Here is a 24,620-nt window from a genome sequence, read left to right as displayed (position 1 = left end):
GCACAGCCGCTTACGAGTCCTGGCTGCATCACTACAATCACCACAGACCCCACACTGGCATCGACGGCAAGACCCCCTCAGCCCGCGTTCACAACGTCACGGGGAAGTACATCTAGGCCGTCACCCCGGCCGCCGAGGTGCCCGGGCTGTAGTGCGCCTTCTGCGCCGGGTAGTACTCGGCGAAGTCCACCGCGTCCACGTCTCCGCCGTCCAGGGCCACCGTGAGCCGGTCGAGGTAGTACTCCCAGCCGGGGCCGATATCGCCGGCCTCGTCCTTCGACCCGGCCAGCGGCTGGCGGAAGACCAGGTCGGTGTCCGCCCCCGCCGCGGCCCGGTCCAGGGACACCCGGAGCCGCCAGGGGTTGCCATTCGGATCGGCCAGCGTCACGTGCAGGCGTGAGGGCCGTTCACACACCTCGATCACGCACTCGCCCGGATGGTCCGGCGCCTCCACCATGGCCAGCTGCACGCTGCCGCTGGCCGGGTCCCCCGTGTAGGTGCCGTACCAGCGCAACAGCTCCGGGTCTGCCAGGTAGCTCCAGACGTCCTCGGGCGGGTGCCCGAGGGTGCGCTGGATCTGGATCGTGGGGCCCTCCGGACCGTCGACGACAGAGCCCGTGGGTTCGCGGTGTTCTTCGTGGCGTGGCATGCGCCCATTGTGGACCCTCTGGCAAGCTGGGTCCATGCTGCCTGACCCGGACCAGTCCCCTGTTTCTCCGGCCCCGTCCCCGTTCTTCCCGGACGGCCGTTCCATGTACGAGAGGATGGTCGCCGGCGACCCGTACATCGCCGATGACCCGCGGCTCGAGCAACTCTCCACGGCGGCTGCCCTGCTGACGGAGCAGTACAACGCCACTTCCGCCACCGAGCCGGCCCTCCGCCGGCGGCTGTTGTCCCAATTGCTGGGATCCCTCGGTGAGGAGGTGGTGATCCGCCCGCCGTTCCACGTGGACTACGGGCAGTTCATCAGCATCGGTGACCGCAGCTTCGCGAACTTCGGCCTGATGGTGCTGGACGTGGCCCCGGTGCGGATCGGTGCGGATGTGCAGATCGGCACGAACGTCCAGCTGCTCACCCCGACCCACCCGCTGGAGCCGGGTCCGCGCCGGGACAAGTGGGAGGGTGCCGAGCCCATCACCATCGCGGACAACGTGTGGCTCGGCGGCGGCGTGATCGTGGGCCCCGGCGTGACCATCGGCGAGAACACGGTGGTGGGCGCCGGCGCCGTGGTCACCCGAGACCTGCCGGCGAACGTGGTCGCACTGGGGGTGCCTGCCCGGCCGGTCAAGGACCTTCCCGCAGATCCCGACGGCGGGTGGTCCCGGATGGCGGTCGAGGGCTAGTCAGTCATGGTCGGCACTGACCGGCAGCTGACCGCAGTGGTCAGGGCTAGCCATCCAAGCCCGCGGAGGCCGGGCCGGCCGAACCGGCCTCATAGTCCTGCAACGGCACCTGCCCGGAGGCGTAGGCCGCCGCGATCTGGGCCAGGATGCGCCAGCCCTCCTCGGCCCCATCACCGCGGACGGTGAAGGCCGTCTTGCCCTCGAGCACCCAGCGCAGCACCGAACCGTAGGCGGTCAGCCCCGGCTCGGGCAACTCCGTGGACAGTACCGTGCGGGTCATGCCCCGGGAGTCGAACGGGCCGCCCGCGTTGAGTTCCAGGTCGATCCGTTCGTCCTCGAAGCCGACCCGCAACACGTCCGGGGGCTGGGGTCCGGACGAGGGGAACTGCTCGTAGTCGTGCGGCGGGCGCCGGAAGACCACGGCGATCTCCTGCCGAGGCGAGCCGATGGCCTTGCCGCTCCGTAGCACCACCGGCACGCCGTTCCAGCGCCAGGAATCCACCTCGACGACCACCTGGGCGAAGGTCTCGGTCTCACGCGCCGGGTCCACGCCGTCCTCGTCCACATAGGACGGCATGGCCCGGCCGTCCACGGTGCCGGCGGTGTACCGGCCGCGCACCACGGCCGGCGTCCCGCCCCCCGACTCCCCCGTCGCGTCCCCGGACCACAGCCGGGTCGCCCGCAGGACGTGGGCGGTGTTGGCGGGGATCTCCACGCCGTCGAACCGGGTCGGCGGGTCCATCATCACCAGCGCCATGACCTGGAGCAGGTGGGACTGGATCATGTCCCTCGCCGCCCCGGTAGCCTCATAGAACCCGGCGCGCCCCTCCAGCCCGAGCACCTCGTCGAACACGATCTCGATCCGCTCGATGTCCTCCCGGTTCCACAGCGGTTCCAGGATGCGGTTCGCGAAGCGCAGGCCCACGAAGCCCAGCACGCCGGGCAGACCGAGGAAGTGGTCCACGCGGAAGATCCGCTCCTCGGGGACGAAGCCGGCCAGCAGGGAGTTGAGGTCCCGCGCGGAGTCCAGGTCGGTGCCGAAGGGTTTCTCCAGTACGAGCACGGTGTCCTGTGGCAGCCGCCCCGAGTCATGCAACCGCGAGAGTGCCTCACAGGAGAGCATGGTCACGGACGGCGGGAGCGCGAAGTACAGGCCGAGAGGACCCTCCACCTGGTCCAGGAGTGCGGCGAGGTGTTCGGGATCGGTGGCGTCCGCGGTGATCCATCGCGCCGAATCAATCGTGTGGCGCACCGCTGGCAGGGCCAACTGATCCTCGCTGAGCTCAGCGGCGAACGCCTCCTGCACCACAGCCGCGAAGTCCTCCCGTTCGTCGAGGCCGGAGCCGACCAGCATGATGCCCCGTTCCGGCACCCCAGCCGCCAGGCAGGTGGCCAGCCCGGGCAGCAGCAGCCGCCGGGTCAGATCACCGGCGGCACCGAAGATGACCAGCGTACGCAGTTCGCTCATGACCCCACCGTATCGGCCCGGGCCTATGCCGAGAACGGTTCATTCGGTAGACAGGGGGCATGACGGACCAGACGCCCTCCGCCCGCCCGCACCCGACCCACGACTCAACGGAACGGCCCGGATCCACTCCCTCGCCGTCACTCCATCCCGCCGGGGCCACCCCGCTCGAGGACTACGCGCTGCTGTCCGATCTGAGCACCGGACCGCTGGTGTCCCGGCGTGGATCTGTCGACTGGCTTTGCCTGCCGCGCTTCGACTCCCCCGCCCTGTTCGCCGCCCTGCTCGGCGGGCCCGACGACGGCCGATGGAAGCTCTGGGCCGTGGACGGGGACGCCGTGGAACGCCGCTACGTGCCGTACACCTTCGTCCTCGAGACCACCTGGCGCACCCCGACCGGGACCGTGCGGGTCACCGACTTCCTGCCGCCGGCCGAGGCACAGGACGACCTGTACCGCCGGGTGGAGTGCCTGTCCGGCGAGGTGGTGGTGGAACACGACCTGCGGATCCGCTTCGACTATGCCCGCGCGCTGCCCTGGTTTCGCCGCACCGACGGCACCGAGGGCACCGAGCCGGCGTTGCTGTGCACGGCCGGGCCGGACGGCGTGCTGGTGACCGGCCCGCTGCTCTACTCCACCACCCGGCCGACCGCGGACGACGAACAATCCGCGGAGGCGGCCGGCGGCGGCCAGGGCGGGGCCGGCGTCGGGAATCCCGTCAGCGGGGCCTCTGAGCACGGGCGTGAGATCGGCGGCGAGGACCGGCCAGCAGGTTCCCCCGACTCCGGCGGCCTCCAGGCACCCCGGCTGGCCGGCCGGTTCCGGCTGCGCGCCGGCGAGCGGCTGGACTGGGTGTTGACCTGGTTCCCCTCCTGGGAAGAGCCTCCGGTCCCGATGGAGCCGGAGGCGGCTCAGCACCGGACCCAGGAGTTCTGGACCGACTGGGCGTCCCGGCTGGAGGTCGACTCGCCGGAGGAACACCTCGTGGCCCGGTCCCTGTTGGTGCTGCGGGCGCTCACCAACCTGAAGACGGGCGGGATCGTCGCGGCGCCCACCACCTCCCTGCCGGAGGAGTTCGGCGGCTCGCGGAACTGGGACTATCGCTACACGTGGCTGCGCGATGCGGCCCTGACGATCGAGGTCCTCGTCTCCCACGGGTTCACGGAGGGCGCCCTGCACTGGCGGGACTGGCTGCTGCGGGCCGTGGCCGGGGACCCGGAGAAGCTGCGGATCATGTACGGCCTCGCCGGCGAACGGGAGCTGGACGAGAAGGAGTTGGACCACCTGGCCGGGTACGCCGACTCCCGCCCCGTCCGGATCGGCAACGGCGCCGCGGACCAGTACCAGGCCGATGTGGTCGGCGAGGTGATGCTCGCCCTCGCCGAGCTCCGGGACGCCGGCATCACCGAGGACGAGTACTCGTGGCGGCTGCAGAAGTCACTGCTGTCCTTCTGCGTCCGCAACCTCGACCGCAAGGACCACGGGATCTGGGAGATGCGCGGCGCACCGCACTTCTTCACCCATGGCCGGGTGATGATGTGGGCGGCGTTCAACGAGGGCATCCGGGCCGTCACCGAGCATGGCCTGGACGGGGACGTGGCGTCCTGGACCCGGCACCGCGACGCCTTGCGTGCGGAGATCCTGGAGCGCGGCTTCAGCACAGAACTGGACTCGTTCACCCAGACCTACGGAGGCAGTGAGGTGGACGCCTCCCTGCTGCAGTTGCCGCACACCGGCTTCCTGGCCGCCGACGATCCGATGATGCTCGGCACCGTGGCCGCCATCGAGAGGGACCTGATGGGCACGCGCGGACTGGTCCACCGCTACCGCACCGGTTCCGACCTCGACGGCCTGGAAGGGCACGAGTACGCGTTCCTGATCTGCTCGTTCTGGCTGGTGGAGCAGTACGCCGCGTCAGGTCGGCTGGACGATGCCGAGGAGACCATGGCGTTGCTGTGCTCCTGCGCCACCGATCTCGGCCTGCTGGCCGAAGAGTACGACGCCGGCTCCGGGCGCCTGGCGGGCAACTTCCCGCAGGCGTTCTCCCACCTCGCGCTCATCCGAGCCGCCGACGCCATCCAGGAGGCGCGCCGCCACCCAGGATGAGGGCCCACTGACCTCGAACCGCCGGGATGTCCTTCGGTCAGGCTCAAGGCATGATGGCCCGCCCCCGGATCACCGGGGACGGGCCATCATGACGCTCCGCTGGCATCAGCGGTGCGAGATCAGATCTTCTTGCGCGCCTGCTGCATCTCCTTGCGAGCGGTGCGCAGCGCCTCGGTCTGCTCCACGCGGGCCTTGTTGATGGCCTCAGCCTTCTCCGCGGCGGCGGCACGGATGGCTTCCGCCTGCTCCTCCTTGGCGGCCTCGATCGCGGTGACCTTGGCCTCCTTGGCAGCCTCGAGCTTGTGGGCGCGCTTGGACGCGGCTGCGTTCTTGCGGCCGACGCGGTTCACGGCGCCGTCGATCATCAGGGCGGTCCCGATGCCGAACAGGAAGACGTCCTTGGCCACGGCGGTGCCCTGCTCGGAGGGGCGGATGCCGTCCGACTCGGTCATGAAGTCGGTGTTCTTGTACATCGCCAGCAGGCCGCCGGAGAAGGCGGTCAGGGCGGCACCAGCCAGCCAGCCCGGCACGAACGGCAACAGGCAGGCGGCGCCGATGCCGATCTCGGAGGCGCTGATGAACTGCTTGAACTGCTTCGGGGTCAGGTCCTTGAGGAATGGAAGCCCGTTGGCTCCCAGGTCCCTCATCTGTTCAGCCTGCTCCTCAGTGAGCTTGGTCTTGTTGATGCCCGAGTTCAGGATGAAGGCTCCGGCGGTCAGCCGAAGCGGGAGCTGCGCGATGCTCATGGAATTTCCTTCCGAAGGTCTTCTCTGATTCCAAGGTCAGCCTATAGGCACACGGGGCCCACGGGGAGACCGATCGGTAACCTCGGTCCATCGTGGCCAGCCAGATCCAGCCAGATCCAGGCGGACCGCAGCCGCCAGGGGCGATACTGGGGTGATGGATGAGAACGCGAGCCAGAACCTCTGGGCCACCATGGTGGCCAACGATCCCGAGCACTCCCGCCGCTATGCCGAGCGCTGGCGCCGCCTCGCCTCCGAGGGCATGGACCTGGACGGGGAGGCCCGGCTCATCGATGCGATGGCCTCCCGGGGCTCCCGTATCCTCGACGCCGGTTGCGGCACCGGCCGCGTGGGCGGCTACTTGGCGCGGTGCGGCCATCAGGTGACGGGTGTGGACCTGGATGAGCACCTCATCGAGGTCGCCAACGAGGACCATCCCGAGGCCGACTGGTACGTGGCGGATCTCGAGTCCTTGGACGCGGAGGCCCTGGCCACCCTGCGTGAGTCCGAGCCGTTCGACCTCGTCTTCTCCGCCGGCAACGTCTTCGGCTTCCTCTCCCCGGCCTCACGCGGGGACGTGCTGCGCCACCTGCGCGGCCTGCTGCGGGACGGCGGCCGTGCGGTGATCGGCTTCGGAGCCGGGCGCGGCTATGACTTCGCCGATTTCGTGGACGACGCCGGCCGGGCCGGCTTCCACTGCCAGGGCCAGTTCTCCTCGTGGCAGCTCGAGCCCTTCACCGACGACGCCGACTTCCTCGTCGCGGTCCTCTCCCGCTGATCCCCACTACGGCCCGGCGCTCAGGCGCCGGCTATTCCTCCTCGGCCCCGTAGGCATCCTTGGCCGCGTCCATCAGGCCCTCGATGCTGAACTTCCCCATGCCCATCATGGCGCTCTGCACCCGGGCCGCCGCGTCTTGGTCCTCGCCGGCCAGCAACTCGAACAGCACCTGCGGAACCACCTGCCACCGCACGCCGTAGCGGTCGGTGACCCACCCACAGGCGACCTCCTGCCCGCCATCGGACGTCAGGGCGGTCCAGAAGTGGTCGATCTCCTGCTGGTTCGCACACAGGATCTGGAAGGAGACGGCGTCCGTGTAGGGCACCGGTTCGGTTGAGCCATTGAGCGCCACGAAGCGTTGGCCGTCCAACGTGAAGTCGACCGTCAGCACCTCACCGCGCTCCAGCACCGTCTCCCCCTGCGGGGCCACGTCGATGTTGCTGCGGTGGACGGCACCCACGTGGGTGTCCGGGCGATAGCCGGAGAAGGCCTCCACGTAGAACCGGGCGGCCTCCTCGGCCTGCCCGGTGAACCACAGGCAGGTGACGAGCTGGTGGGCGGTGGGACGTGGCGCGCTCATAGGTCCAGTGTCCGCCTGGCAGCCGAGGTGGGTCCACCGTTCGCTGGCAGCCGGGCCCCAACAGACCCCGACAGACTCGAGCAGGTTCGGACGGGTTCAGGCGAAGTTCGGGACGATCGTCCGGCGGATCGCCTGGGCAATGGTCGAGTAGTCCGTCAGCGGATCCTGACCCAGGACGGCGGCCCAGTACTGGAGCATGTCCTCCACGTAGCGGTGGCCGTGGCCGCCCGGAACGGAGACGGACTGCGGCATGTCCGAGGCCACCTGCCAGAACGTCACCCACGGCTGCCACTGCAGGCTGCGGGACACGTCCGACCCGGCCTTCTCCTTGGCCCAGTCGGGCTTGCGCCACAGCAGGTCCGGGCTCCACCACACCACCGGGTCGGAGGCGTGCTGGGCCACCACGATCCGGGGGCTGTCCCACGCACCGTAGGGGACTCCGGTGACGTCGGTGACCAGGTCCTCGGGCCTGGTGGCGAATCGGACGTGCCGGCCGTCGTCGATCACGGGAGCGATCTCCGGGGTACCGCGCCGACGGAACGGCACGAGGGACTCCCAGAACTCGGTGAACCGTGGCAGGCCGGACCAGACGGCCCCGTCCACGCGGCCGATCATGTCCTCGAGGCCCTCGAAGGCCTTGGTACCCCCGAGGGCACCCAGCGACTCTCCGCCGACCAGCAGCTTCGGCCGCCGCTCAACGGGCCGTTGCTCCAATTCCGCCTCGATCGCGGCAAGCAGGGTGCTGGCGGCCAGCACGGGTGAGATCCGGTCGGCGAAGAAGGCCACGCCGGAAGGCAGGTAGGTGTACTGCATGGATGCCAGCGCGCAGTTGCCGCCGGTCAGGAACTCCACAGAGGAGGCGGACCACTCCTGCAACCAGCCCGTGCCCGTGGAGGTCAGCACCAGGAGCACCTCGCGGTCGAAGCCCCCGGTGCGGTGCAGTTCGGCGACGACGGCGGCCGCAGTCTCCTCCAGGTCCCGCCCCTCGCGCCATCCGGCATAGGCCCGGATGGGCGTCAGGGCCGGCTTACCCGTGGCCTCCTCGATATCCACGGCGCGGGGTCCGTCCGAGACGACGGCCTGCCCCTTGGCGCCCAGGGTGCTCCAGGCCTCGTAGGACGCGGCGGAGCCGGAGCGTTCGGGTTCCACCGGGGGGACCCGGCCCGGCAACAGCTTGGCGTTGGTCTCCTGGGCGGCCTTGGACAGCCACTCCAGGAGCCGGCGGTAGACCACCTTGTCCAGCACGAGAGCCGTCCCCGTGGCCGTGGCCCCCGCACCGATGGCCGCGGCGACCGGTGCCGGCATCACCGGCTTGAGTGCCGAGGAGAGGTGGGTGGCGATCGCGTTGATGCCCCGGCCGACCGAGACGAGTCCGGCGGTCAGGGCCAGGCCGCCGACCACACCGACCATATGCTCTCGGCTGCGGATGGGACGGGTCTCCATCAGACCGGCGATCTCCGTCTGGGCCCTGAGGTTGCGTAGCCAGGACAGCCCGCTGATGCCGAACATGAGCCACGGAAGGGTCTCGATGGCGGGCCGGGCCTTCTCCTCGTCGATCCTGATCTCGATCCCCAGTTGCCGACCGACGGCCCGGGCCGCTGCCGTCCCGGCGGCACCGACCACATAGCCGAAGGTCTGGGATATCCCGGTGTTCACGGCGGTCATCCACCACGTGCGCGGAATGAAACTGGGGGACAGTGAGACCCAACTCATGACGTGGGCTCCGACCAGCCCGGCCGCGTCGGGTTTAAACCGCATGCCTCCCATTATGCCTGCCCTCCCCGGCCCGTCGGTTCGGTGTTCGGCCCCGCGGTCCGGGAGAATGGTGCGCATGACGCCTTCGATCGCCACCGCATCAGCCGCCGGGTCCGCTGCCGGATCCACGGGCGAAGCCTCCTACGGCTGGCTCGGTGACATCGTGGTCTCGATCATGGAGACCATCGGCCCGATCGGTGTGGCGCTGGCCGTCTTCGCCGAGAACCTCTTCCCGCCGATCCCCTCCGAGCTGATCCTGCCCCTGGCCGGCTTCACCGCGGCCGGCGGCTCCTTCAGCCCGTGGGAGGCCCTGATCTGGGCCACCGTGGGTTCCGTGCTGGGCGCGCTCATGCTCTACGGGCTCGGCGCGTGGCTGGGCCGCCGGCGGCTGTACAGGATCGCCGACTGGCTGCCGCTCGTGGACATCGAGGACGTGGAGAAGACCGAGCGCTGGTTCAACCGCCACGGCTACTGGACCGTGCTGCTGGGCCGCATGGTCCCGATCTTCCGTTCGCTGATCTCCATCCCGGCCGGCATCGAGCGCATGAACCTGTGGTTGTTCACCCTCTTCACGCTGATCGGCTCCGGCATCTGGAACACCATCTTCGTCTGGGCGGGCTTCCAGCTCGGGGACAACTGGCACCTGGTGTCCGACTACGCGGACGTCTTCTCCAACCTCGTGCTGATCGCCGTGATCGTGTTCATCGTCTGGTGGGTGACCGCCCGCATCCTGCGCAACCGCCGGCGAGCCAAGGACCCGAACTACGTGCCGCCCTCGGCCGACGAGGCCGTGGCCCGCATGGAGGCCCTCCTCGCCGATTCCCAGCACGGCCGCAAGTAGCGCTCCGGCGGGTTACCGGTAGCCGGCCTGGGCGGCCGGGAGGTACTGCGGCAGTGAGCGTGCCTCACCGGAGTCCATGACCTTCTTGCCCAGGGGCAGGAGCGAGACCGGGATCATGCGCAGGTTGGCGATGCCCAACGGGATGCCGATGATCGAGATGAACATGGGGATGGCGGTCAGCACGTGGCCGATGGCGATCCAGACGCCGGCCACGATGAACCAGATGATGTTCCCCAGGCCGGTGAAGACGCCCATGCCCGGCTGGGTGTCCACCACCACGCGGCCAAAGGGCCACAGGGCGTACCCCGCGATCCGGAACGAGGCGATGCCGAAGGGGATGGTGACAATGAGGATGCAGCAGATGAGTCCGGCCAGGAAGTAGCCCACGGCCAGCCACAGGCCGCCGAAGACCAGCCAGATGATGTTCAGGATGAGGTTCAGGGGACGGTTCATGTGACCATGCTCCCAGCACGTCCGGGTCAGCGGCTACTCTGGCGGGAGTCTTGTCAGGAGATTTCATGCAGAACCACCAGTCAACGGGCCGTTCCCGTCCTCTCCAGCCGTCCAGCCTGGCCGTCCGTCCCCACGGCTCCCTCCGCCTCGGCCGTCCCGCGGCGGTGCTCGGTCTCTCGGCCGCCCTGGTGCTGACCGCCACCGGTTGTTTCGGTGAATCGCGCCCCGCACCGCAGGAGACCGCCACAGCCCTGGCCGGCGCGATCTCCTCGGGCGACTACTCCACCGTGTCCCTGACACCGGAGTCCGAGGACGTCCCCGAGCATCTCACCGAGGCGCTGGCGGACCTGGAGGGCGTGGACCGCACGGTCACCGTGGCCTCCGCTGAGGTGGACGGCGAGGACAACGACCGTGCCACCGCCACCCTGACCGTCGACTGGCAACTCGCAGGCAATGATGAGGCTGCTGCTGATGCCGACGCCGAGGCCAGTGCTGGCGCTGGCTCGGAACGGACCTGGTCCTATGAGACCACCGCCGAGTTGCAGTGGGACGAGGAGGCCCAGGAGTGGCTCGTGGAGTTGGCCCCGGAGACGGTCGTGCCGCAACTGGCCGAAGGCGGCACCGTCAACCTCACGACCGTTCCCGCCGAGCGCGGCAGCATCCTCGACGGCGCGGGCGAGGAACTGATGATGGAACGGGACGTGGCCATCCTCGGGCTGGACAAGTCCCACCTCGAGGCCGACGATCCCGAGGTCCTGGCCGAGGCCGCCCGTCAGGTGGCCGAGGTCGCCGGGGTGGACGAGGACGCCTTCGTGGCGCGAGCTGAGGCCGCCGGGGAGAAGGCCTTCGTGCAGGCCATCACCGTGCGCAACAACGGGGACACCGAGATCCCGACGGACCAGTTGCTGGCCATCCCGGGCGGCCGGGTCCTCGAGGACACCGCCGTACTGGCCCCCACCCGCGCCTTCGCGCGCGACGTGCTGGGCACCTACGGTGAACCCAACGCCGAGCAGATCGAGGCCTCTGACGGTGAGTTGGAGGCCGGCGTCGAGGTCGGCCTGTCCGGCCTGCAGGCCACGTGGGAGGACCACCTCGCCGGCACCCCGGGGGTGCAGATCACCATCGACAACCCGGACCAGCCGGACGCGGGTGAGTCCGAGACGGACGCCTCCAGCTCCCCCAGCGCCACCGCGGCCGCCACGCCGACGGCACCGGACGGGCCGGTCTTCAGCACCGACCCGGTAGCGGGCCAGGACCTGGCGTCCACGCTGAACCGGCGCGTGCAGGAGGAGGCCGAGGCCGTCGTCGCCGCCTCGGACGTGCCGGCCGGTCTGGTGGCCCTGCGGCCTTCTGACGGGCAGGTACTCGCCGCGGCCTCCAGCCCCGAGGGGTGGCCCGTGGCCGTGTCCGGGTCCTACGCTCCGGGCTCCACGTTCAAGGTCGTCACCGCCCTGGCCATGCTGCGGTCCGGGATCGCCCCCGGGGACACGGTGCAGTGCCCGGAGACGCTCAATGTGGGCGGCATGGTGGTGGGCAACTATGACGGCTACCCGGATGCGTCCGTGGGCGAGATCCCGTTCTCCGAGGCCTTCGCCGAGTCCTGCAACACCGTCTTCGTGGGCGCTCACGAGGAGATCAGCGCCGCTGACGAGGCCGAGGCCGCCCAGGCCCTGGGGCTGGCCACCGATCCGGTGACCGGACTCGATTCCGCCTTCCTCGGGTCCGTCCCGGACGACTCCACCGGCACCGAGCACGCCGCCAACCTCTTCGGCCAGGGTGTGGTGGAGGCCTCGCCGCTGGGCATGGCCACCGTGGCCGCCTCAGTGGCCGCCGGGCAGACGGTCCGCCCCCTCTTCGTGACCGATCCGGCCGTGGAGGCGCCTGCCGCCCCGGAGTCCGGGGTCACCGCCGCGGAGGCCGAGCAGCTGCTGGCGCTGATGTCCGGGGTGGTGGAGACCGGCACCGCCGAGATGCTGCAGGACGTCCCGGGTGCCCCCGTGCTGGCCAAGACCGGCACGGCCCAGTTCGTCGCCGATGGTGAGGACCTGGCCCACACCTGGCTGGTCGCCATCCACGGCGACCTGGCCGTGGCCCTGTTCTTCAACGAGGGGCTCGGCGGCGGCTATGACAACGGTCCCGTGGTCCGGGACTTCCTGACCGCCGTGGAGGAGATCATCCCCTCGGAGGGGTGACCCCGTGACCGATTCCCCCACTGATCTCCCGGTACCCTTGAAGTCCTCATGACCAGCGACCATCCCGCCCCCGCACAGCACGCCCACGGGCACAACAACCGACCCGATCCGGAGCTCTACCGCACCGAGCCGGTGTCCTTCGTACGCCGCGGCGAGCGGTTGAACCCGCGCCGCCAGAAGACGTGGGATCGTTCCCACGGCAAGTACATCGTGGATGTGCCCCGGGACCGCGCCACCACGTCGGTGGCCGAGGGCACGGATATCCACTGGGACCAGGTCTTCGGCCGGGCTGCCCCGCTCGTGGTGGACATCGGCTCCGGCCTCGGGGAGTCCACCGCCCAGGGGGCGATCGACCACCCGGAGTGGGACTTCATCTCGGTGGAGGTCTACACCCCCGGCCTCGCCGCCCTGCTCGTGCGGGTCGAGGACGGGGCCCTGGAGAACGTCCGTGGCGTCCAGGCCAATGCCCCCGAGGTCCTGGACCGCCTGCTGCCCGCCGGTGGGGTGCAGGAGATCTGGGTCTTCTTTCCGGATCCGTGGCACAAGACCCGCCACCATAAACGCCGGCTCGTCAGCCCCGCCTTCGCCGACCGCGTCGCCAGGGTCCTGGCCCCGGGTGGCGTGCTGCGCCTGGCCACCGACTGGTCCAGCTACGCCGTGCACATGCGCTCGGCCATGGAGGCCCACCCACAGCTGGCCAACGCCCATCCGGGCCGCGCCACCGGAGAGGACTCCCCGCTGACCCGGGTCCGGCTGGAGGGCAGGGAACTGGAGGTCGGGGCACAGCCGATCGCACCCCGCACCGGCTCGGCTCGTGCCGGGGTCAGCGAGGCGAGTTCCGGGGCCGGCCTGGAGGACCCCGTGGACCACGAGGGTGGCTGGGCGCCCCGGTTCGAGGGCCGCCCGCTGACCAGTTTCGAGAACAAGGCGCTGCGCGCGGGACGGCTCGTGTTCGATCTCACGTACGTCCGTCTCTAGCCGCCTGCCCGCACTGGAGGAGGCCCCTCGGCAGATCGTTCCGAGGTGCCGGTCAGGCGCCCCCGCCTTTGCGCCAGCACCCCCGGACAGGGATACTGGGAGGCCGAATCATCCACCGGCCTCCCCCAGGGCGCCAGCGAAGCGCCCGGCAGGTCCGGTCTGCGCCTTACCCTGGGCGGGTCACAACCGAAGGGACCCCGGTGCCCGACACCACCCCCTCCCCTGCCACACCCGGTCTGCCGAAGAGTCCGCCGGAGACGTCCGGTGCCGTCGGGTTGTACCCGCACGACATCCACCCGGGCCTGGTGCCCGGCATCGGCGTGGACGAGCAGCGCAACCGCTTCGGCCTGGACAAGCTCGTCTTCGGCATCACAGGTGCGCTGATCGTCGCCTTCGTGACATGGGGCGTCATGGCACCGGAATCCGTGTCTGAGGTCTCCGCCTCCGCCTTCGGCTGGTCCATGACCAACGCCGGCTGGCTGCTGAACATCACCGCCATCGTGGCCCTCGGCGCCATGCTGTTCATCGGCTTCAGCCGTTTCGGCAAGATCCGCCTGGGCCGTGACGACGAGGAACCGGAGTTCTCCCGCTTCTCCTGGGTGGCCATGATGTTCGGTGCGGGGATCGGCGTCGGGATCTTCTTCTTCGGTCCCTCCGAGCCCCTCTCCCACTATCTCTCCCCGCCGCCGGACACCGTGGCCGCCGGCACGGACTCCGCCCTGCACCAGGCCATGGCCCAGTCCCACTTCCACTGGGGCCTGCACGCCTGGGCCATGTACGCCCTGGTCGGCGGCGCCATCGCCTATGCCTCCTACCGCCGCGGCCGCGTCCCCCTGATCAGCTCGGTGTTCCGGACCCTCTTCGGGGCGAGGCAGACCGACGGCCTGGCCGGCAAGGTCGTGGACATCTTCGCGATCATCGCCACTCTCTTCGGCACCGCCGCCACGCTCGGACTGGCGGCCATCCAGATCGGCCAGGGCGTGGAGATCATCTCCGGGGCCGGCCCGCTGGGCAACAACGGGCTCATCATCATCCTGGCGGTGCTCACCGCGGCCTTCGTCATCAGCGCCGTCTCCGGCGTGGCCCGCGGCATCCGCTACCTGTCCAACGTCAACATCCTGATGACGTTGGGCCTGGTCCTGTTCGTGTTCATCGCCGGACCCACCCTGTTCCTGCTGAACCTGCTGCCCTCGGGCGTCATGGAGTACGCGGACGAGATGTTCTCGATGATGGGCAAGTCCCTGTCCTGGGGTGCGGACACCGTGGACTTCCAGTCCGTCTGGACGGGGTTCTACTGGGCCTGGTGGATCGCCTGGACGCCCTTCGTCGGCGTCTTCATCGCCCGCATCTCCCGCGGCCGGACGCTGCGCGAGTTCGTCCTGGTGGTCATGGGCGTGCCGACCTCCATCCTGGTCTTCGCCTTCACCATCTTCGGCGGCGCCGCCATCTGGATGAACCGCAACGGCGTGGAGGGCACCGACGGCTCGGCCTCCGCGGAGTCCCTGCTGTTCACCCTGTTCGACCAGTTGCCGCTGTCCCAGATCACCCCGTTCATCGTGATCGCGGTGCTGGCCATCTTCTTCATCACCTCGGCCGACTCGGCCTCGGTGGTGATGGGCACCATGTCCTCCCGCGGCAACCCCGAGCCCAACAAGCTCGTGGTGGTCTTCTGGGGCCTGTGCATGATGGGCATCGCGGTGGTGATGCTACTGGTCGGCGGCGAGACCGTCCTGACCGGCCTGCAGAACCTGACCATCCTCATCGCCCTGCCGTTCTCGGTCATCCTGCTGCTCATGGTGGTCGCCTTCCTGCGGGACCTGTCCACGGACCCGGAGGCCATCCGCCGGGACTACGCCCGCACGGCCATCAAGAATGCCGTGCGCCGCGGCATCGAGGAGCACGGCGACGACTTCGAGCTCTCCGTCCGCGAGGCCCCGGAGGGCCGCGGTGCCGGTGCCGACTTCGACTCCACCGCGGACCAGGTCACCGAGTGGTACCAGCGCACCGACGAGGAGGGTCAGCCGGTCGACTACGACTACGAGACCGGCACCTACGCCGACGGCTGGACGCCGGAGGGCACCGAGCCCCTCGCCGCCACAGCCAGCAGCACCGCTGACGCCAGCGCTGACGAGGACCCCAGCCAGGACCAGGCCGCGGACCCCGGTGTCCCGGACCGCCGGCCGGGCCGTGGAACGTCCACCAGCTGACTCCGGCACTGCCCCGACTGCCGTCCAGACAGTCAGTGCGGTGCGAAACGCCCCGTTCCCCGCCGGTTACCGGCGGAGGACGGGGCGTTCTGGTCTTCCGGTGGCACCCGGACGACCCGAGATTCAGTCGAGGGGCAGGCCCGCCGTCGCACGGGCGATGCGGTACAGCGAGGTGGTTCCCACGTCCCGATAGCCGAAGCCGCGGTGCATCGGTCCGGAATCAGGCCGATGACGTGACGTGTTGTGCCCGACCACGCCGGCGAGACCACGCGAGTCATCCGCCCCGACCTCCAGCGGCGTGAACCGGTTCCAGCGTGGCCGCCGCGAGAGCAGCCGCCCGAGCCTGGACAGGTAATCGGTCTCCGCCAAGGCGAGGTAGATGTGCTCAGCCGCCATCCCCAGCTTTCCGGGATCGTCCGCCAGATCGCGGGGCAGTCCCACCACGCCGGACACCACCAGCGCGTCCAGGCTGCGCGGCGGCTCGCGCCGCTGCAGGATCTGCAGGGCCCGCGCGGCCACCACGCTCCCGTAGGAATGGGCCTCCACGGCAGTGTGCGGAAGCGCGGCCATCCCGGCCTGGGGTCCGACGCCGGCCCGCGCAGCCCCAGCGCCCGGCGCGGTTTCAGAGGGCAAGCCGTCCCCGACCGACGGGCCGTTCTCAAGGGCGGGCCCGGAGCCCGCAGCGAGCCGCTCGCGGTAATCGAACCAGCCGTCCAGGTGACGGGCCAGCCGGGCTCCGCCGCGCAGGGCGGACTGGCCGGACAACACACCCCAGGGGCCGGGCGGGTGGTAGCCGAGCCAGGCCACCACGCAAGGCAGTGATGCCCCGGCCTCCCGCTGGGCGGCCCACAATTGCCCGGCCTCCCGGACCGATCCCCACATGGCGGTGTGCACGAAGATCCCCATGCCGGAGACCTGCCAGGTCAGATGGCTGGCCGTGGACGGCTCCCCCACGGCGATGGCGGCGGAGGCCGGTCGCAGGGCCGTGCCGAGGTCATAGGCCAGCAGATGCCGCTCCGGGTAGGAGCGGTCCATGGAGCCCGGTTTCAAGGCGTGCACCAGACCGTCCAGGGCGGACTTCTGCCGCGGGCCCAGGCTCTGGCGACGGCGCATGTCCGCCCGGAGGCGATCCCGCGTGGCCTCCCGCTCGGCGGCGTCCCAGATGTCCCGGCGGGCAACCGGCGCGACCTGCTGGTCCGGCGTGGCCGGCTCGTCTGGCGCGGCCGGCTCAGCAGGCGTGGCCGGTTGCTCCGGCCTCAGCCCTGGCGTTTCCATATCCGCACCGTGGACCTCGTGCCGGGGTGTGGCTCCGATCCCTCGGCGGGATAGTGCCGGCTCCCCGTGGTGGTGACAGGTGCGAGGCCGGAGCCCGCGGTGATCTCGAAGATGCCGGGAGCCGCCGTCAGGGCCGCGGCCGGGCGGCGCCAGCGGGCGGCCCGGCGGGCGCGCTCGATGGTGGCCGCCGTCTCCGCGTCCCGGGTCCGGGAGGCGTGCTGCGATCCTTCCGAGCCGGCGTCGAAGGTGCTGGTCACGTCCCCGGTGGCTCCGGCCGTGAACACGCGAGGATAGCGGGCGTAGGCGTGGAAGGCCTGGATCTGCCCGGCGAGTTCCGCCACGGTGTTCTGCAGCTGCTCGACCTCGCCCTGCAGCTCCACGATCCGGCGGATGCCCTCCAGGGAGACGCCGTCCCGGCTGAGCTGCTGGATGGTGCGGAGGCGGTCCACGTCCTGCCGGGAGTATCGGCGTTGCCGACCACCCTGCCGCTGCGGGACCACCAGTCCGATCCGGTCATACTGGCGCAGGGTCTGCGGATGCATGTCCGCCAGCTCGGCTGCCACCGAGATGACGTAGATCGGCTCCTCCCAGAACGTGGTCACAGTCGGGCCTTGTCCGCCAGTCCCGCCCTCGGATGGTGTCCCGCGGTCGCGGCGGCGAATGCCTCCACGGCGGCACGGGCGTCATCGGACAGGGTGGTGGGCACCTCGACCTGGAGCTCGACCAGGAGGTCTCCGGCCGGCGTCGAGCCCTTGGCGGACTTCACGCCGCGGCCCTTGACGCGCAGCACGCGCCCGGAGGATGAGCCGGCGGGAACCTTGACCTTCACGGAACCGTCCAGCGTGGGCACCTCGATCGTGGCGCCGAGGGCAGCCTCGTCGAAGGAGATGGGCACCTGGACGCGCAGGTTGTTCCCGTCACGGTGGAAGAACGGGTGGTCCTTCACGCTGACGGTGACGATCAGGTCCCCGGCACCGGCGGCACCGGGCGAGCCCTTGCCACGGGAGCGGACCTTCTGGCCGTCCTTGATGCCGGCGGGAATCCGGACGTCGATGACCTCGCCGTCCGCCGCCCGCAGGGAGATGGTGGTGCCGCGCATCGCCCCGGCGAAGGAGATGCTCGTACTGGCGGTGCGATCCGCGCCCTTGGTCGGAGGGCCGCCGAAGCCGCCCCCGCCGCCGAAACCACCGGAGCGGCCCCCGAAGCCACCGAACAGATCGGCGAACTCCGGCGGGATGTCACCGGTGGTCGGCCCGGAACGGCCGCGGCCGGCGCCGGTGTTGAACAGTCCGCCGAACATGTCCTCGAAACCGCCGCCGGCGGGGCCGCCCGCGCCGGAACCGGGCGCGGAGAACCGCGCCCCGGATCCCATCGCCCGGATCGCGTCGTACTGCTGGCGCTCCTCCGGGTCGGAGAGCACGGAGTTGGCCTCCGTGACCTCCTTGAACTTCTTCTCGGCGGCATCGTCACCGGGGTTCTGGTCCGGGTGATACTTGCGGGCCAGCTTCCGGTAGGCCTTCTTGATGTCCGCTTCCGAGGCGTCCTTGGAGACACCGAGGACGGCGTAGAAGTCCTTGTCCACCCAATCCTGTGAGGCCATGGTGCCTCCTTTCCTGTCTGGCGGGGGGTTGGGTCAGCCTTCGCCGGCGGAGACCATCACCTGGGCGGCGCGCAGGACGCGCTCACCGCGGAGGTATCCGTTGCGGAAGACCTGGACGACGTGCTCCTCCGGGATCTCCTGGCTCGGCTGGCGCAGCATGGCCTCATGGCGGGTCGGGTCGAACGGCTGGCCGACCAGGGAGTCCTGGTCCTGCCGCTCCAGCCCGAAGCCGGTGAGCACCGAGTTGAACTTGGTGGCGATCGCGGCGAACGGACCCTCGGCGAGGTCACCCGCGGCGCGCGCGGCGTCCAGATCGTCCAACACGGGCAGCAGGGCCGTCAGGACCGACTGGATGGCGTTGTCCTTGGACACGTCCCGGTCCCGGTCCACGCGGCGCTTGTAGTTCACGAACTCGGCCTGGACGCGCAACAGGTCGTTGCGCAGCTCCTCCTCGCGGGCCGTGGCGCTGGCCGGTTCCGGGTCCTGGGCGCCGGTGACGCCCTCGTCGGAGGCATCGGCAACACTGTTGAGGATCTGCTCGGCCTGGGAGAGCGCGTCTCCGTCCGCGTCCGCCGCACCGGAGCCGGCGTCGTGGTCGGTGTTGGCTTGCTCTTCCGCCTCGCCGGCGGGCTGGCCCGCCGGTTCGCGGACCTTCCCGGTCATCGGGTCGATCCGGCGCTTGTCCTGGAAGCTCACCGGCTCCTCGCGCTCGCGGTCTTCTTCATTACCGTGGTTCGGCATGGTCTGGGGTCCTTTCCTCCGGTACCCCCGGGGCCGGCCGGCCCTACCCTGACGGTGCAGGGACAGGATCCGACCGGCCCGGGTCCGGTGGCCCGCCGTCGGACGACGGGCCGGTATCAGCTGGGGATCAACGACGGGGGACGGGCCTTACTTGGACTCGCCCTTGGACTCGCCGTCCTTCGGCTCCTCCTCGTCCACGACCTCGGCGTCGACGATGTCCTCGTCCTCGCCGGCCGTGCCGGAGTCGGCACCCTCGGCCCCGGCAGCGCCAGCTTCGGAGGCCTGGGAGGCGTACAGGGCCTCACCGATCTTGGTCTGGGACGCCTGCAGCTTCTCGTAGGCGGCCTTCACCTCATCATCGTTGTCCTGCTTCTCCAGGGCGGCCTTCAGGGCGTCAACGTCGGCCTGGACTTCGGTCTTGATGTCCTCGGGCAGCTTGTCCCCGTTGTCCGCGAGCAGCTTGTCCACGGAGTACGCGGTCTGCTCGGCCTGGTTGCGGCGGTCGGCGGCCTCGCGGCGCTCCTTGTCCTCCGCGGCGTGGGCCTCGGCGTCCTTCACCATGCGGTCGATGTCGTCATCGGACAGCGAGGTGCCGCCGGTGATGGTCATGGACTGCTCGGTGCCGGTGCCCTTGTCCTTCGCGGAGACGTGGACGATGCCGTTGGCGTCGATGTCGAAGGTGACCTCGACCTGCGGCATGCCCCGCGGGGCCGGGGCGATCCCGGTCAGCTCGAAGGTGCCCAGCGGCTTGTTGTCCCGGGTGAACTCGCGCTCGCCCTGGAAGACCTGGATGGACACGGAGGGCTGGTTGTCCTCGGCGGTCGTGAAGGTCTCGGACCGCTTGGTCGGGATCGCGGTGTTGCGCTCGATGAGCTTGGTCATCACGCCACCCTTGGTCTCGATGCCCAGAGACAGCGGGGTGACGTCGATCAGCAGCACGTCCTTGCGCTCACCGGCGAGCACACCGGCCTGCAGGGCAGCACCCACGGCCACGACCTCGTCCGGGTTGACGCCCTTGTTCGGCTCCTGGCCGCCGGTCATCTCGGTGACGAGCTCCGCCACGGCCGGCATACGGGTGGAACCGCCGACGAGGACCACGTGGTCGATGTCCTTGACGGACACGCCGGCCTCCTTGATGACGTCCTCGAACGGCTTGCGGGTGCGCTCGAGCAGGTCCTTGGTGAGGTCCTGGAACTTGGCGCGGGACAGGTGCTCGTCCAGGTGCACCGGGCCGTCCGCGGTCACGGACAGGTACTGCAGCGAGATGTTGGTGGAGGTGGCGGAGGACAGTTCCTTCTTGGCCTGCTCCGCCGCTTCCTTCAGGCGCTGCAGGGCGATCTTGTCCTTGGACAAGTCGGCACCCTTGGACTTGGCCTGGGTCAGCAACCAGTCGACGATCCGCTGATCCCAGTCGTCGCCGCCGAGGCGGTTGTCACCGGCGGTGGAGCGGACCTGGATGGTGGAGAAGTCATCCTCATCCTTGCCCACCTCGAGCAGGGAGACGTCGAAGGTGCCGCCGCCGAGGTCGAAGACCAGGATGAGTTCGTCTTCCTTGCCCTTCTCCAGTCCGTAGGCCAGCGCGGCAGCAGTCGGCTCGTTGATGATGCGGGAGACCTTGAGGCCGGCGATCTCGCCGGCTTCCTTGGTGGCCTGACGCTCAGCGTCGTTGAAGTAGGCCGGCACGGTGATGACCGCGTCGGTGACCTTCTCGCCCAGGTAGTCCTCGGCGTCGTGCTTGAGCTTCATCAGGGTGCGCGCGGAGATCTCCTGCGCGGTGTACTTCTTGCCATCCATCTCGGTGCTCCAGTCAGTGCCCATGTGGCGCTTGACGGAGGCGAGGGTGCGCTCGGGGTTGTTCACGGCCTGGCGCTTGGCGATCTCACCGACGAGGACCTCGCCGGACTTCGAGAAGGCGACGACGGACGGGGTGGTCCGGGAGCCTTCGGCATTGGCGATGACGACGGGGTCGCCACCCTCCAGGACGGAGACGACAGAGTTGGTGGTGCCGAGGTCGATTCCCACTGCACGGGACATGGGCGGTTCCTTTCCTTGACGGACGATTCGAGGGCTGCGAGAGCCGGACGCCGCATGGTGCCGGACTGATGGCCGGGGCCTGCGGGCTTCCCCGCCATCCAGTCACCTGAGCGTTCAAGACTCAAGGTTTCATGCCCAGGAGGTCCCTGTCAATCTGCCTTGAGCCAACCTGACTCAACTTTGCCTTCGATGGAGATAACCACGGGCTTCCGGCATTCATTCCCGCCGGGGCCCATGCCGATCTTCGCCCACACCCACCAGCGGCAATCGGCGTGCCGCCAGGGATGACTCCGTGCCTGTTCTGAGCAAGTCACGTTAATCAAGGCAAGGCTCCGTCGCCTTGCGGGCACGGTACCGGGGTGTTTGAGTAAGGGCATCGACACAGCGGCGCAATGCAGTACCGACAGTCGGCGCCGCACGAAAGGAGTCACGATGGCAGCGAAGAACAGCAAGGCCAAGGACACCCAGGCCAAGTACACCGTGCCCGGTCTGGAGATCGAGGACGGGCACCGCGTCGCCGAGATCCTCCAGATGCGCCTCCATGCCCTCAACGACCTTCAGCTGACGCTCAAGCACGCCCATTGGAACGTGGTCGGTCCGAACTTCATCGGCGTCCACGAGATGCTCGACCCCCAGATCGACGAGGTCCGCGCCGCCGTCGACGTCATCGCCGAGCGCATCGCCACGCTCGGGGTCTCCCCCGGCGGCACCCCTGGCGCCCTGGTGGCCGAGCGGACGTGGGATGACTACTCCCTCGGCCGGGCCGACACCATTGAGCACATAGCCGCGCTGGACCAGGTCTACGACGGCGTGATCGCCGACCACCGCAACGCCATCGAGGAGACCGGCAAGCTGGACCCGATCACGGAGGACATCCTCACCGGACAGACCGGGGACCTGGAGCAGTTCCAGTGGTTCCTGCGCTCCTTCCTCACCAACGCTGCCGGTGAGCTGAGCACGGCGGGCGCCACCACAGAGAAGGGTGCCGCCAAGCAGGGTTCGGCCAAGAAGTCCTGATCACCGCGTGACATAGAGCAGGGCCCCGTCATCATGACGGGGCCCTGCTGTTTCACGTGGTCCTGGCCAGCTTGGAGGGCCACCAGACCTTCGGCCCGATGTCATACGTGAGCGCCGGGACCACGAGTGAGCGGACCAGAAAGGTGTCCAGCAGGACGCCGAAGGCCACGATGAACGCCAGTTGCACCATGAACATCAGCGGGATCACCACGAGTGCCGCGAAGGTGGCCGCCAGCACGACGCCAGCCGAGGTGATGACGCCGCCGGTCACAGTCAGGGCCTTGAGCACCCCGGCCCGGGTGCCGAGGGAGAACGCCTCCTCCCGGGCCCTGGTCATGAGGAAGATCGTGTAGTCCACGCCGAGCGCCACGAGGAACACGAAGCCGTAGAGCGGCACGGTGGGATCGGCCCCCGAGAAGCCCAGCACGTGGTTGAACACGAGCGCGGAGACGCCGATGGCGGTACCGAAGCTGAGCACGGTGGCCAGCACCAGCAGGACCGGTGCAATGACGGAGCGCAGCAGCACCATGAGGATGACCAGCACCACGATCAGCACGAGCGGGATGATGGTCCGCACATCGGCCTGCGCCGTGGTGTTGGTGTCCAGGTCGGTGGCGGTGGTCCCTCCCACCAGGATTCCCGGATCCATGGCATGCAGGCTCTCCCGGAGCTCGACGACGGTCTGCTCGGCCTCCATGGAGTCCGCGGCATCCGCGAGGGTCGCCTGCAGGTAGACGCGGCCGTCGACCTCGAGCGGCTCCGCCGGCGGACCGCCCTGTCCGGCGCCCTCCGGGGCGCCTTCCTGCCCCACACCTTCCTGGGTCGCACCACCCGGAGCGCCCGCGCTTTCGCCCGCAGGCCCTGCCGGGCCGCCGCCCTCGGCGGTGAGGTAGGCGGAGGCGACGCCGTCCGTGTTCTGGACATCCTGGAGGACCTCGTCCGCACGGTCCGCGGGGGCGATGATCGTGGCCGGAGCGCCGGTGCCGGCGTCGAAGTGGTCTTCGAGCACCACCTGCCCGGCCTTGGCGTCACTCTCGCCCAGCAGGACCTCGGTCTGCGGGACCCCGCTGGCCTGGAGCTGGGTGATGCCGGCCGCTCCGACCAGCAGCACCGCAGCGGTGACCATCCATACGGCGCGGGGACGGCGGGCGACCAGGGCGCCGACCTTGCTCCACACCCCGTGGTTGGACTCGAGCCCGCGGATCGGCGTGCCGGCGGCATTGACGGGCTGGCGGAACCGGGCGTCCTTGCGGGACACGGCACCTGGCCGCGGAATCGAGGGCCAGAAGGCCGCACGCCCCACGAGGTAGAGCACCGCCGGCAGGAAGGTCAGGGATGCCGCCCAGGCCAGGACGATGCCCGAGGCCGCGATAGGGCCGAGGGAGCGGTTCGAGTTGAGGTCTGAGAAGAGCAGGCACAACAGGGCGATCACCACCGTAGCTGCCGAGGCAGTGATGGGTTCGAAGGACCCCTTCCAGGCGTTCCGCACCGCCGTGGCCACGTTCGTCCGGACGCGCAGTTCCTCTCGATAACGGGCCACCATCAGCAGCGAGTAGTCCGTGGCGGCGCCGATCACGAGGATGGAGAGAATCCCCTGCGACTGGCCGTTCAGGGCGATCCACCCCTCCGCGGCCATCCAGTAGATCGCGAGGATGGCCACGCACAGGGCCGCCACGGAGTTGAACAGCACCAGTAGGGGCAGCAGTACGGAGCGGTAGACCAGCACCAGGATCACGAACACCACGCTGAGGGCCACGGCCAGCAGGATCCCGTCGATGCCCGCGAACGCACCGGCCAGGTCGGCAGCGAGCCCGGCGGGCCCGGCCACGTGGACCTCGGCTCCATCCAGGCCTCCGTTGCCCGCGCCGGCCAGCTCCGCCTCGGAGTGGGCGGCCACGGCCCGCAAGTCCTCGACCACCGCGTCCGACTCGGCCGACTCCGTGTTGACGAGGGCGATGTACTGCACCGCCTCCCGGTCCTCCGAGGGCACCGGGCCGATGATCTGGTCCACGCCCTCCACGGCGCCCAGTTCCTCACCGAAACCAGCCAGCGCCTCCATCTCACCGGCGGACTCGGCGCCCTCGGCGAGCGCCTGTCCGTCCGGCAGCCCCAGGACCACGAGGGCGGGGATCTGCTCACTGTCCGTGAACTGGGAGACCCATTCCCCCGCCTGTGTGGACTCGGCGGAGGCCGGCAGGAACGTGGACTGGTCATTGGAGGAGACCTCCCCGAGCTTGCCGAAGGTCGGCCCACCCAGGCCGGTGCCGGCCAACCAGGCCAGGACCAGCACGGCGGCGGCCACCACCCGGATCCACACCGTGCCCCACGGACGGGACTTCTCCTGACCCGCACGGTGGTCCGGCCGGTCCTCCGGCTGGCTCTCGGGCCGATCCTCGGCACGGTGGTCCGGCTGGCGATCTGGCTGTGGGGCTGACTGCAGGCCCGGCTGAAGGTCGGCGGCTTCGGGCTCGGCCCGATGTCGGGGGTTCTCTGGCATGGGCACTACGCTAATG

General features: G+C 69.8%; 20 protein-coding genes and 1 pseudogene. 9 read left to right on the top strand and 12 right to left on the bottom strand.

Going from position 1 to position 24,620, the window contains the following annotated elements; genetic code table 11:
- A partial coding sequence (locus tag IEX49_RS12915) for an integrase core domain-containing protein (RefSeq protein ID WP_188806561.1) occupies positions 1-116 on the top strand: 116 nt, incomplete at its 5' end.
- Here IEX49_RS12915 and IEX49_RS12910 read toward each other — a convergent pair.
- A complete protein-coding gene (locus tag IEX49_RS12910; protein WP_188806560.1) occupies positions 113-649 on the bottom strand; it encodes an SRPBCC domain-containing protein in 537 nt (178 codons plus the stop codon). The genes IEX49_RS12915 and IEX49_RS12910 overlap by 4 nt on opposite strands.
- Before the next feature lie 34 nt (positions 650-683).
- On the opposite strand from IEX49_RS12910, the gene IEX49_RS12905 reads away from it, so the two are divergent.
- Positions 684-1,343, top strand: a complete 660-nt coding sequence (locus tag IEX49_RS12905; RefSeq protein ID WP_229672656.1) for a sugar O-acetyltransferase — start codon at positions 684-686, stop codon at positions 1,341-1,343.
- Between the two features lie 46 nt (positions 1,344-1,389).
- Here the strand turns inward: IEX49_RS12905 and IEX49_RS12900 are convergent, their stop codons facing one another.
- Complete coding sequence (locus tag IEX49_RS12900) at positions 1,390-2,811, bottom strand: glucose-6-phosphate dehydrogenase (protein WP_188806559.1); 1,422 nt, start codon at positions 2,809-2,811, stop codon at positions 1,390-1,392.
- 59 nt (positions 2,812-2,870) lie between these two features.
- Between IEX49_RS12900 and IEX49_RS12895 the strand changes: the two genes are divergently transcribed.
- Positions 2,871-4,913, top strand: a complete 2,043-nt coding sequence (locus IEX49_RS12895; RefSeq protein ID WP_188806558.1) for a glycoside hydrolase family 15 protein — start codon at positions 2,871-2,873, stop codon at positions 4,911-4,913.
- Positions 4,914-5,032: 119 nt separating this feature from the next.
- On the opposite strand, the gene IEX49_RS12890 is transcribed toward IEX49_RS12895, so the two are convergent.
- Complete coding sequence (locus IEX49_RS12890) at positions 5,033-5,659, bottom strand: hypothetical protein (RefSeq protein WP_188806557.1); 627 nt, start codon at positions 5,657-5,659, stop codon at positions 5,033-5,035.
- A gap of 154 nt (positions 5,660-5,813) precedes the next feature.
- Here IEX49_RS12890 and IEX49_RS12885 point away from each other — a divergent pair, with 154 nt between their 5' ends.
- The gene (locus tag IEX49_RS12885) at positions 5,814-6,434 is read left to right on the top strand and encodes a class I SAM-dependent methyltransferase (RefSeq protein ID WP_188806556.1); all 621 of its coding nucleotides are present in this window, start codon (positions 5,814-5,816) and stop codon (positions 6,432-6,434) included.
- Positions 6,435-6,465: 31 nt separating this feature from the next.
- Here the strand turns inward: IEX49_RS12885 and IEX49_RS12880 are convergent, their stop codons facing one another.
- Both IEX49_RS12880 and IEX49_RS12875 read right to left on the bottom strand, forming a co-directional pair.
- The gene (locus IEX49_RS12880; RefSeq protein WP_188806555.1) at positions 6,466-7,014 is read right to left on the bottom strand and encodes a VOC family protein; all 549 of its coding nucleotides are present in this window, start codon (positions 7,012-7,014) and stop codon (positions 6,466-6,468) included.
- A gap of 96 nt (positions 7,015-7,110) precedes the next feature.
- The gene (locus IEX49_RS12875; RefSeq protein WP_188806554.1) at positions 7,111-8,772 is read right to left on the bottom strand and encodes an alpha/beta-hydrolase family protein; all 1,662 of its coding nucleotides are present in this window, start codon (positions 8,770-8,772) and stop codon (positions 7,111-7,113) included.
- A gap of 73 nt (positions 8,773-8,845) precedes the next feature.
- Here IEX49_RS12875 and IEX49_RS12870 point away from each other — a divergent pair, with 73 nt between their 5' ends.
- Positions 8,846-9,610 carry a DedA family protein gene (locus IEX49_RS12870; RefSeq protein ID WP_188806553.1) on the top strand — a complete coding sequence of 255 codons (765 nt, stop codon included), beginning with the start codon at positions 8,846-8,848 and terminating at the stop codon, positions 9,608-9,610.
- Positions 9,611-9,622: 12 nt separating this feature from the next.
- Here the strand turns inward: IEX49_RS12870 and IEX49_RS12865 are convergent, their stop codons facing one another.
- Complete coding sequence (locus IEX49_RS12865) at positions 9,623-10,063, bottom strand: YccF domain-containing protein (protein ID WP_188806552.1); 441 nt, start codon at positions 10,061-10,063, stop codon at positions 9,623-9,625.
- A 65-nt stretch (positions 10,064-10,128) separates the two neighbouring features.
- Here IEX49_RS12865 and IEX49_RS12860 point away from each other — a divergent pair, with 65 nt between their 5' ends.
- The 3 genes from IEX49_RS12860 (at position 10,129) to IEX49_RS12850 (ending at position 15,440) form a co-directional block, all read left to right on the top strand.
- On the top strand, positions 10,129-12,255 hold the full coding sequence (locus tag IEX49_RS12860) for a penicillin-binding transpeptidase domain-containing protein (protein ID WP_188806551.1): 2,127 nt from the start codon (positions 10,129-10,131) through the stop codon (positions 12,253-12,255).
- Positions 12,256-12,303: 48 nt separating this feature from the next.
- Positions 12,304-13,233: a tRNA (guanosine(46)-N7)-methyltransferase TrmB gene (gene trmB / locus IEX49_RS12855; protein ID WP_188806550.1), complete on the top strand. Its 930-nt coding sequence runs from the start codon at positions 12,304-12,306 to the stop codon at positions 13,231-13,233.
- Between the two features lie 200 nt (positions 13,234-13,433).
- The gene (locus IEX49_RS12850; RefSeq protein ID WP_229672655.1) at positions 13,434-15,440 is read left to right on the top strand and encodes a BCCT family transporter; all 2,007 of its coding nucleotides are present in this window, start codon (positions 13,434-13,436) and stop codon (positions 15,438-15,440) included.
- A 123-nt stretch (positions 15,441-15,563) separates the two neighbouring features.
- Here the strand turns inward: IEX49_RS12850 and IEX49_RS12845 are convergent, their stop codons facing one another.
- The 5 genes and pseudogenes from IEX49_RS12845 to dnaK form a co-directional block, all read right to left on the bottom strand.
- Positions 15,564-16,715, bottom strand: a complete 1,152-nt coding sequence (locus IEX49_RS12845) for an alpha/beta hydrolase (RefSeq protein WP_229672651.1) — start codon at positions 16,713-16,715, stop codon at positions 15,564-15,566.
- A gap of 248 nt (positions 16,716-16,963) precedes the next feature.
- A pseudogene (locus IEX49_RS16885) lies at positions 16,964-17,317 on the bottom strand (heat shock protein transcriptional repressor HspR); the annotation flags it as partial.
- Positions 17,314-18,315 carry a DnaJ C-terminal domain-containing protein gene (locus tag IEX49_RS12835; protein ID WP_188806548.1) on the bottom strand — a complete coding sequence of 334 codons (1,002 nt, stop codon included), beginning with the start codon at positions 18,313-18,315 and terminating at the stop codon, positions 17,314-17,316. The pseudogene IEX49_RS16885 and the gene IEX49_RS12835, both read right to left, overlap by 4 nt.
- A 33-nt stretch (positions 18,316-18,348) precedes the next feature.
- The gene (locus tag IEX49_RS12830) at positions 18,349-19,056 is read right to left on the bottom strand and encodes a nucleotide exchange factor GrpE (RefSeq protein WP_188806547.1); all 708 of its coding nucleotides are present in this window, start codon (positions 19,054-19,056) and stop codon (positions 18,349-18,351) included.
- Positions 19,057-19,203: 147 nt separating this feature from the next.
- Positions 19,204-21,090: a molecular chaperone DnaK gene (gene dnaK / locus IEX49_RS12825; RefSeq protein ID WP_188806546.1), complete on the bottom strand. Its 1,887-nt coding sequence runs from the start codon at positions 21,088-21,090 to the stop codon at positions 19,204-19,206.
- A gap of 432 nt (positions 21,091-21,522) precedes the next feature.
- Here dnaK and IEX49_RS12820 point away from each other — a divergent pair, with 432 nt between their 5' ends.
- Positions 21,523-22,107, top strand: a complete 585-nt coding sequence (locus IEX49_RS12820) for a Dps family protein (protein WP_188806545.1) — start codon at positions 21,523-21,525, stop codon at positions 22,105-22,107.
- A 52-nt stretch (positions 22,108-22,159) separates the two neighbouring features.
- Here IEX49_RS12820 and IEX49_RS12815 read toward each other — a convergent pair whose 3' ends face one another.
- Entirely contained in the window at positions 22,160-24,604 is a 2,445-nt protein-coding gene (locus IEX49_RS12815; protein WP_188806544.1) for an MMPL family transporter, read from the bottom strand.
- Between the last annotated feature and the right edge of the window lie 16 nt (positions 24,605-24,620).

The sequence above is a fragment of the Citricoccus zhacaiensis genome (genome assembly GCF_014645315.1).
Lineage (GTDB): Bacteria > Actinomycetota > Actinomycetes > Actinomycetales > Micrococcaceae > Citricoccus > Citricoccus zhacaiensis.
Note: the sequence above shows the minus strand (reverse complement) of the source record. Positions and strands in the feature narration are given on the sequence as shown.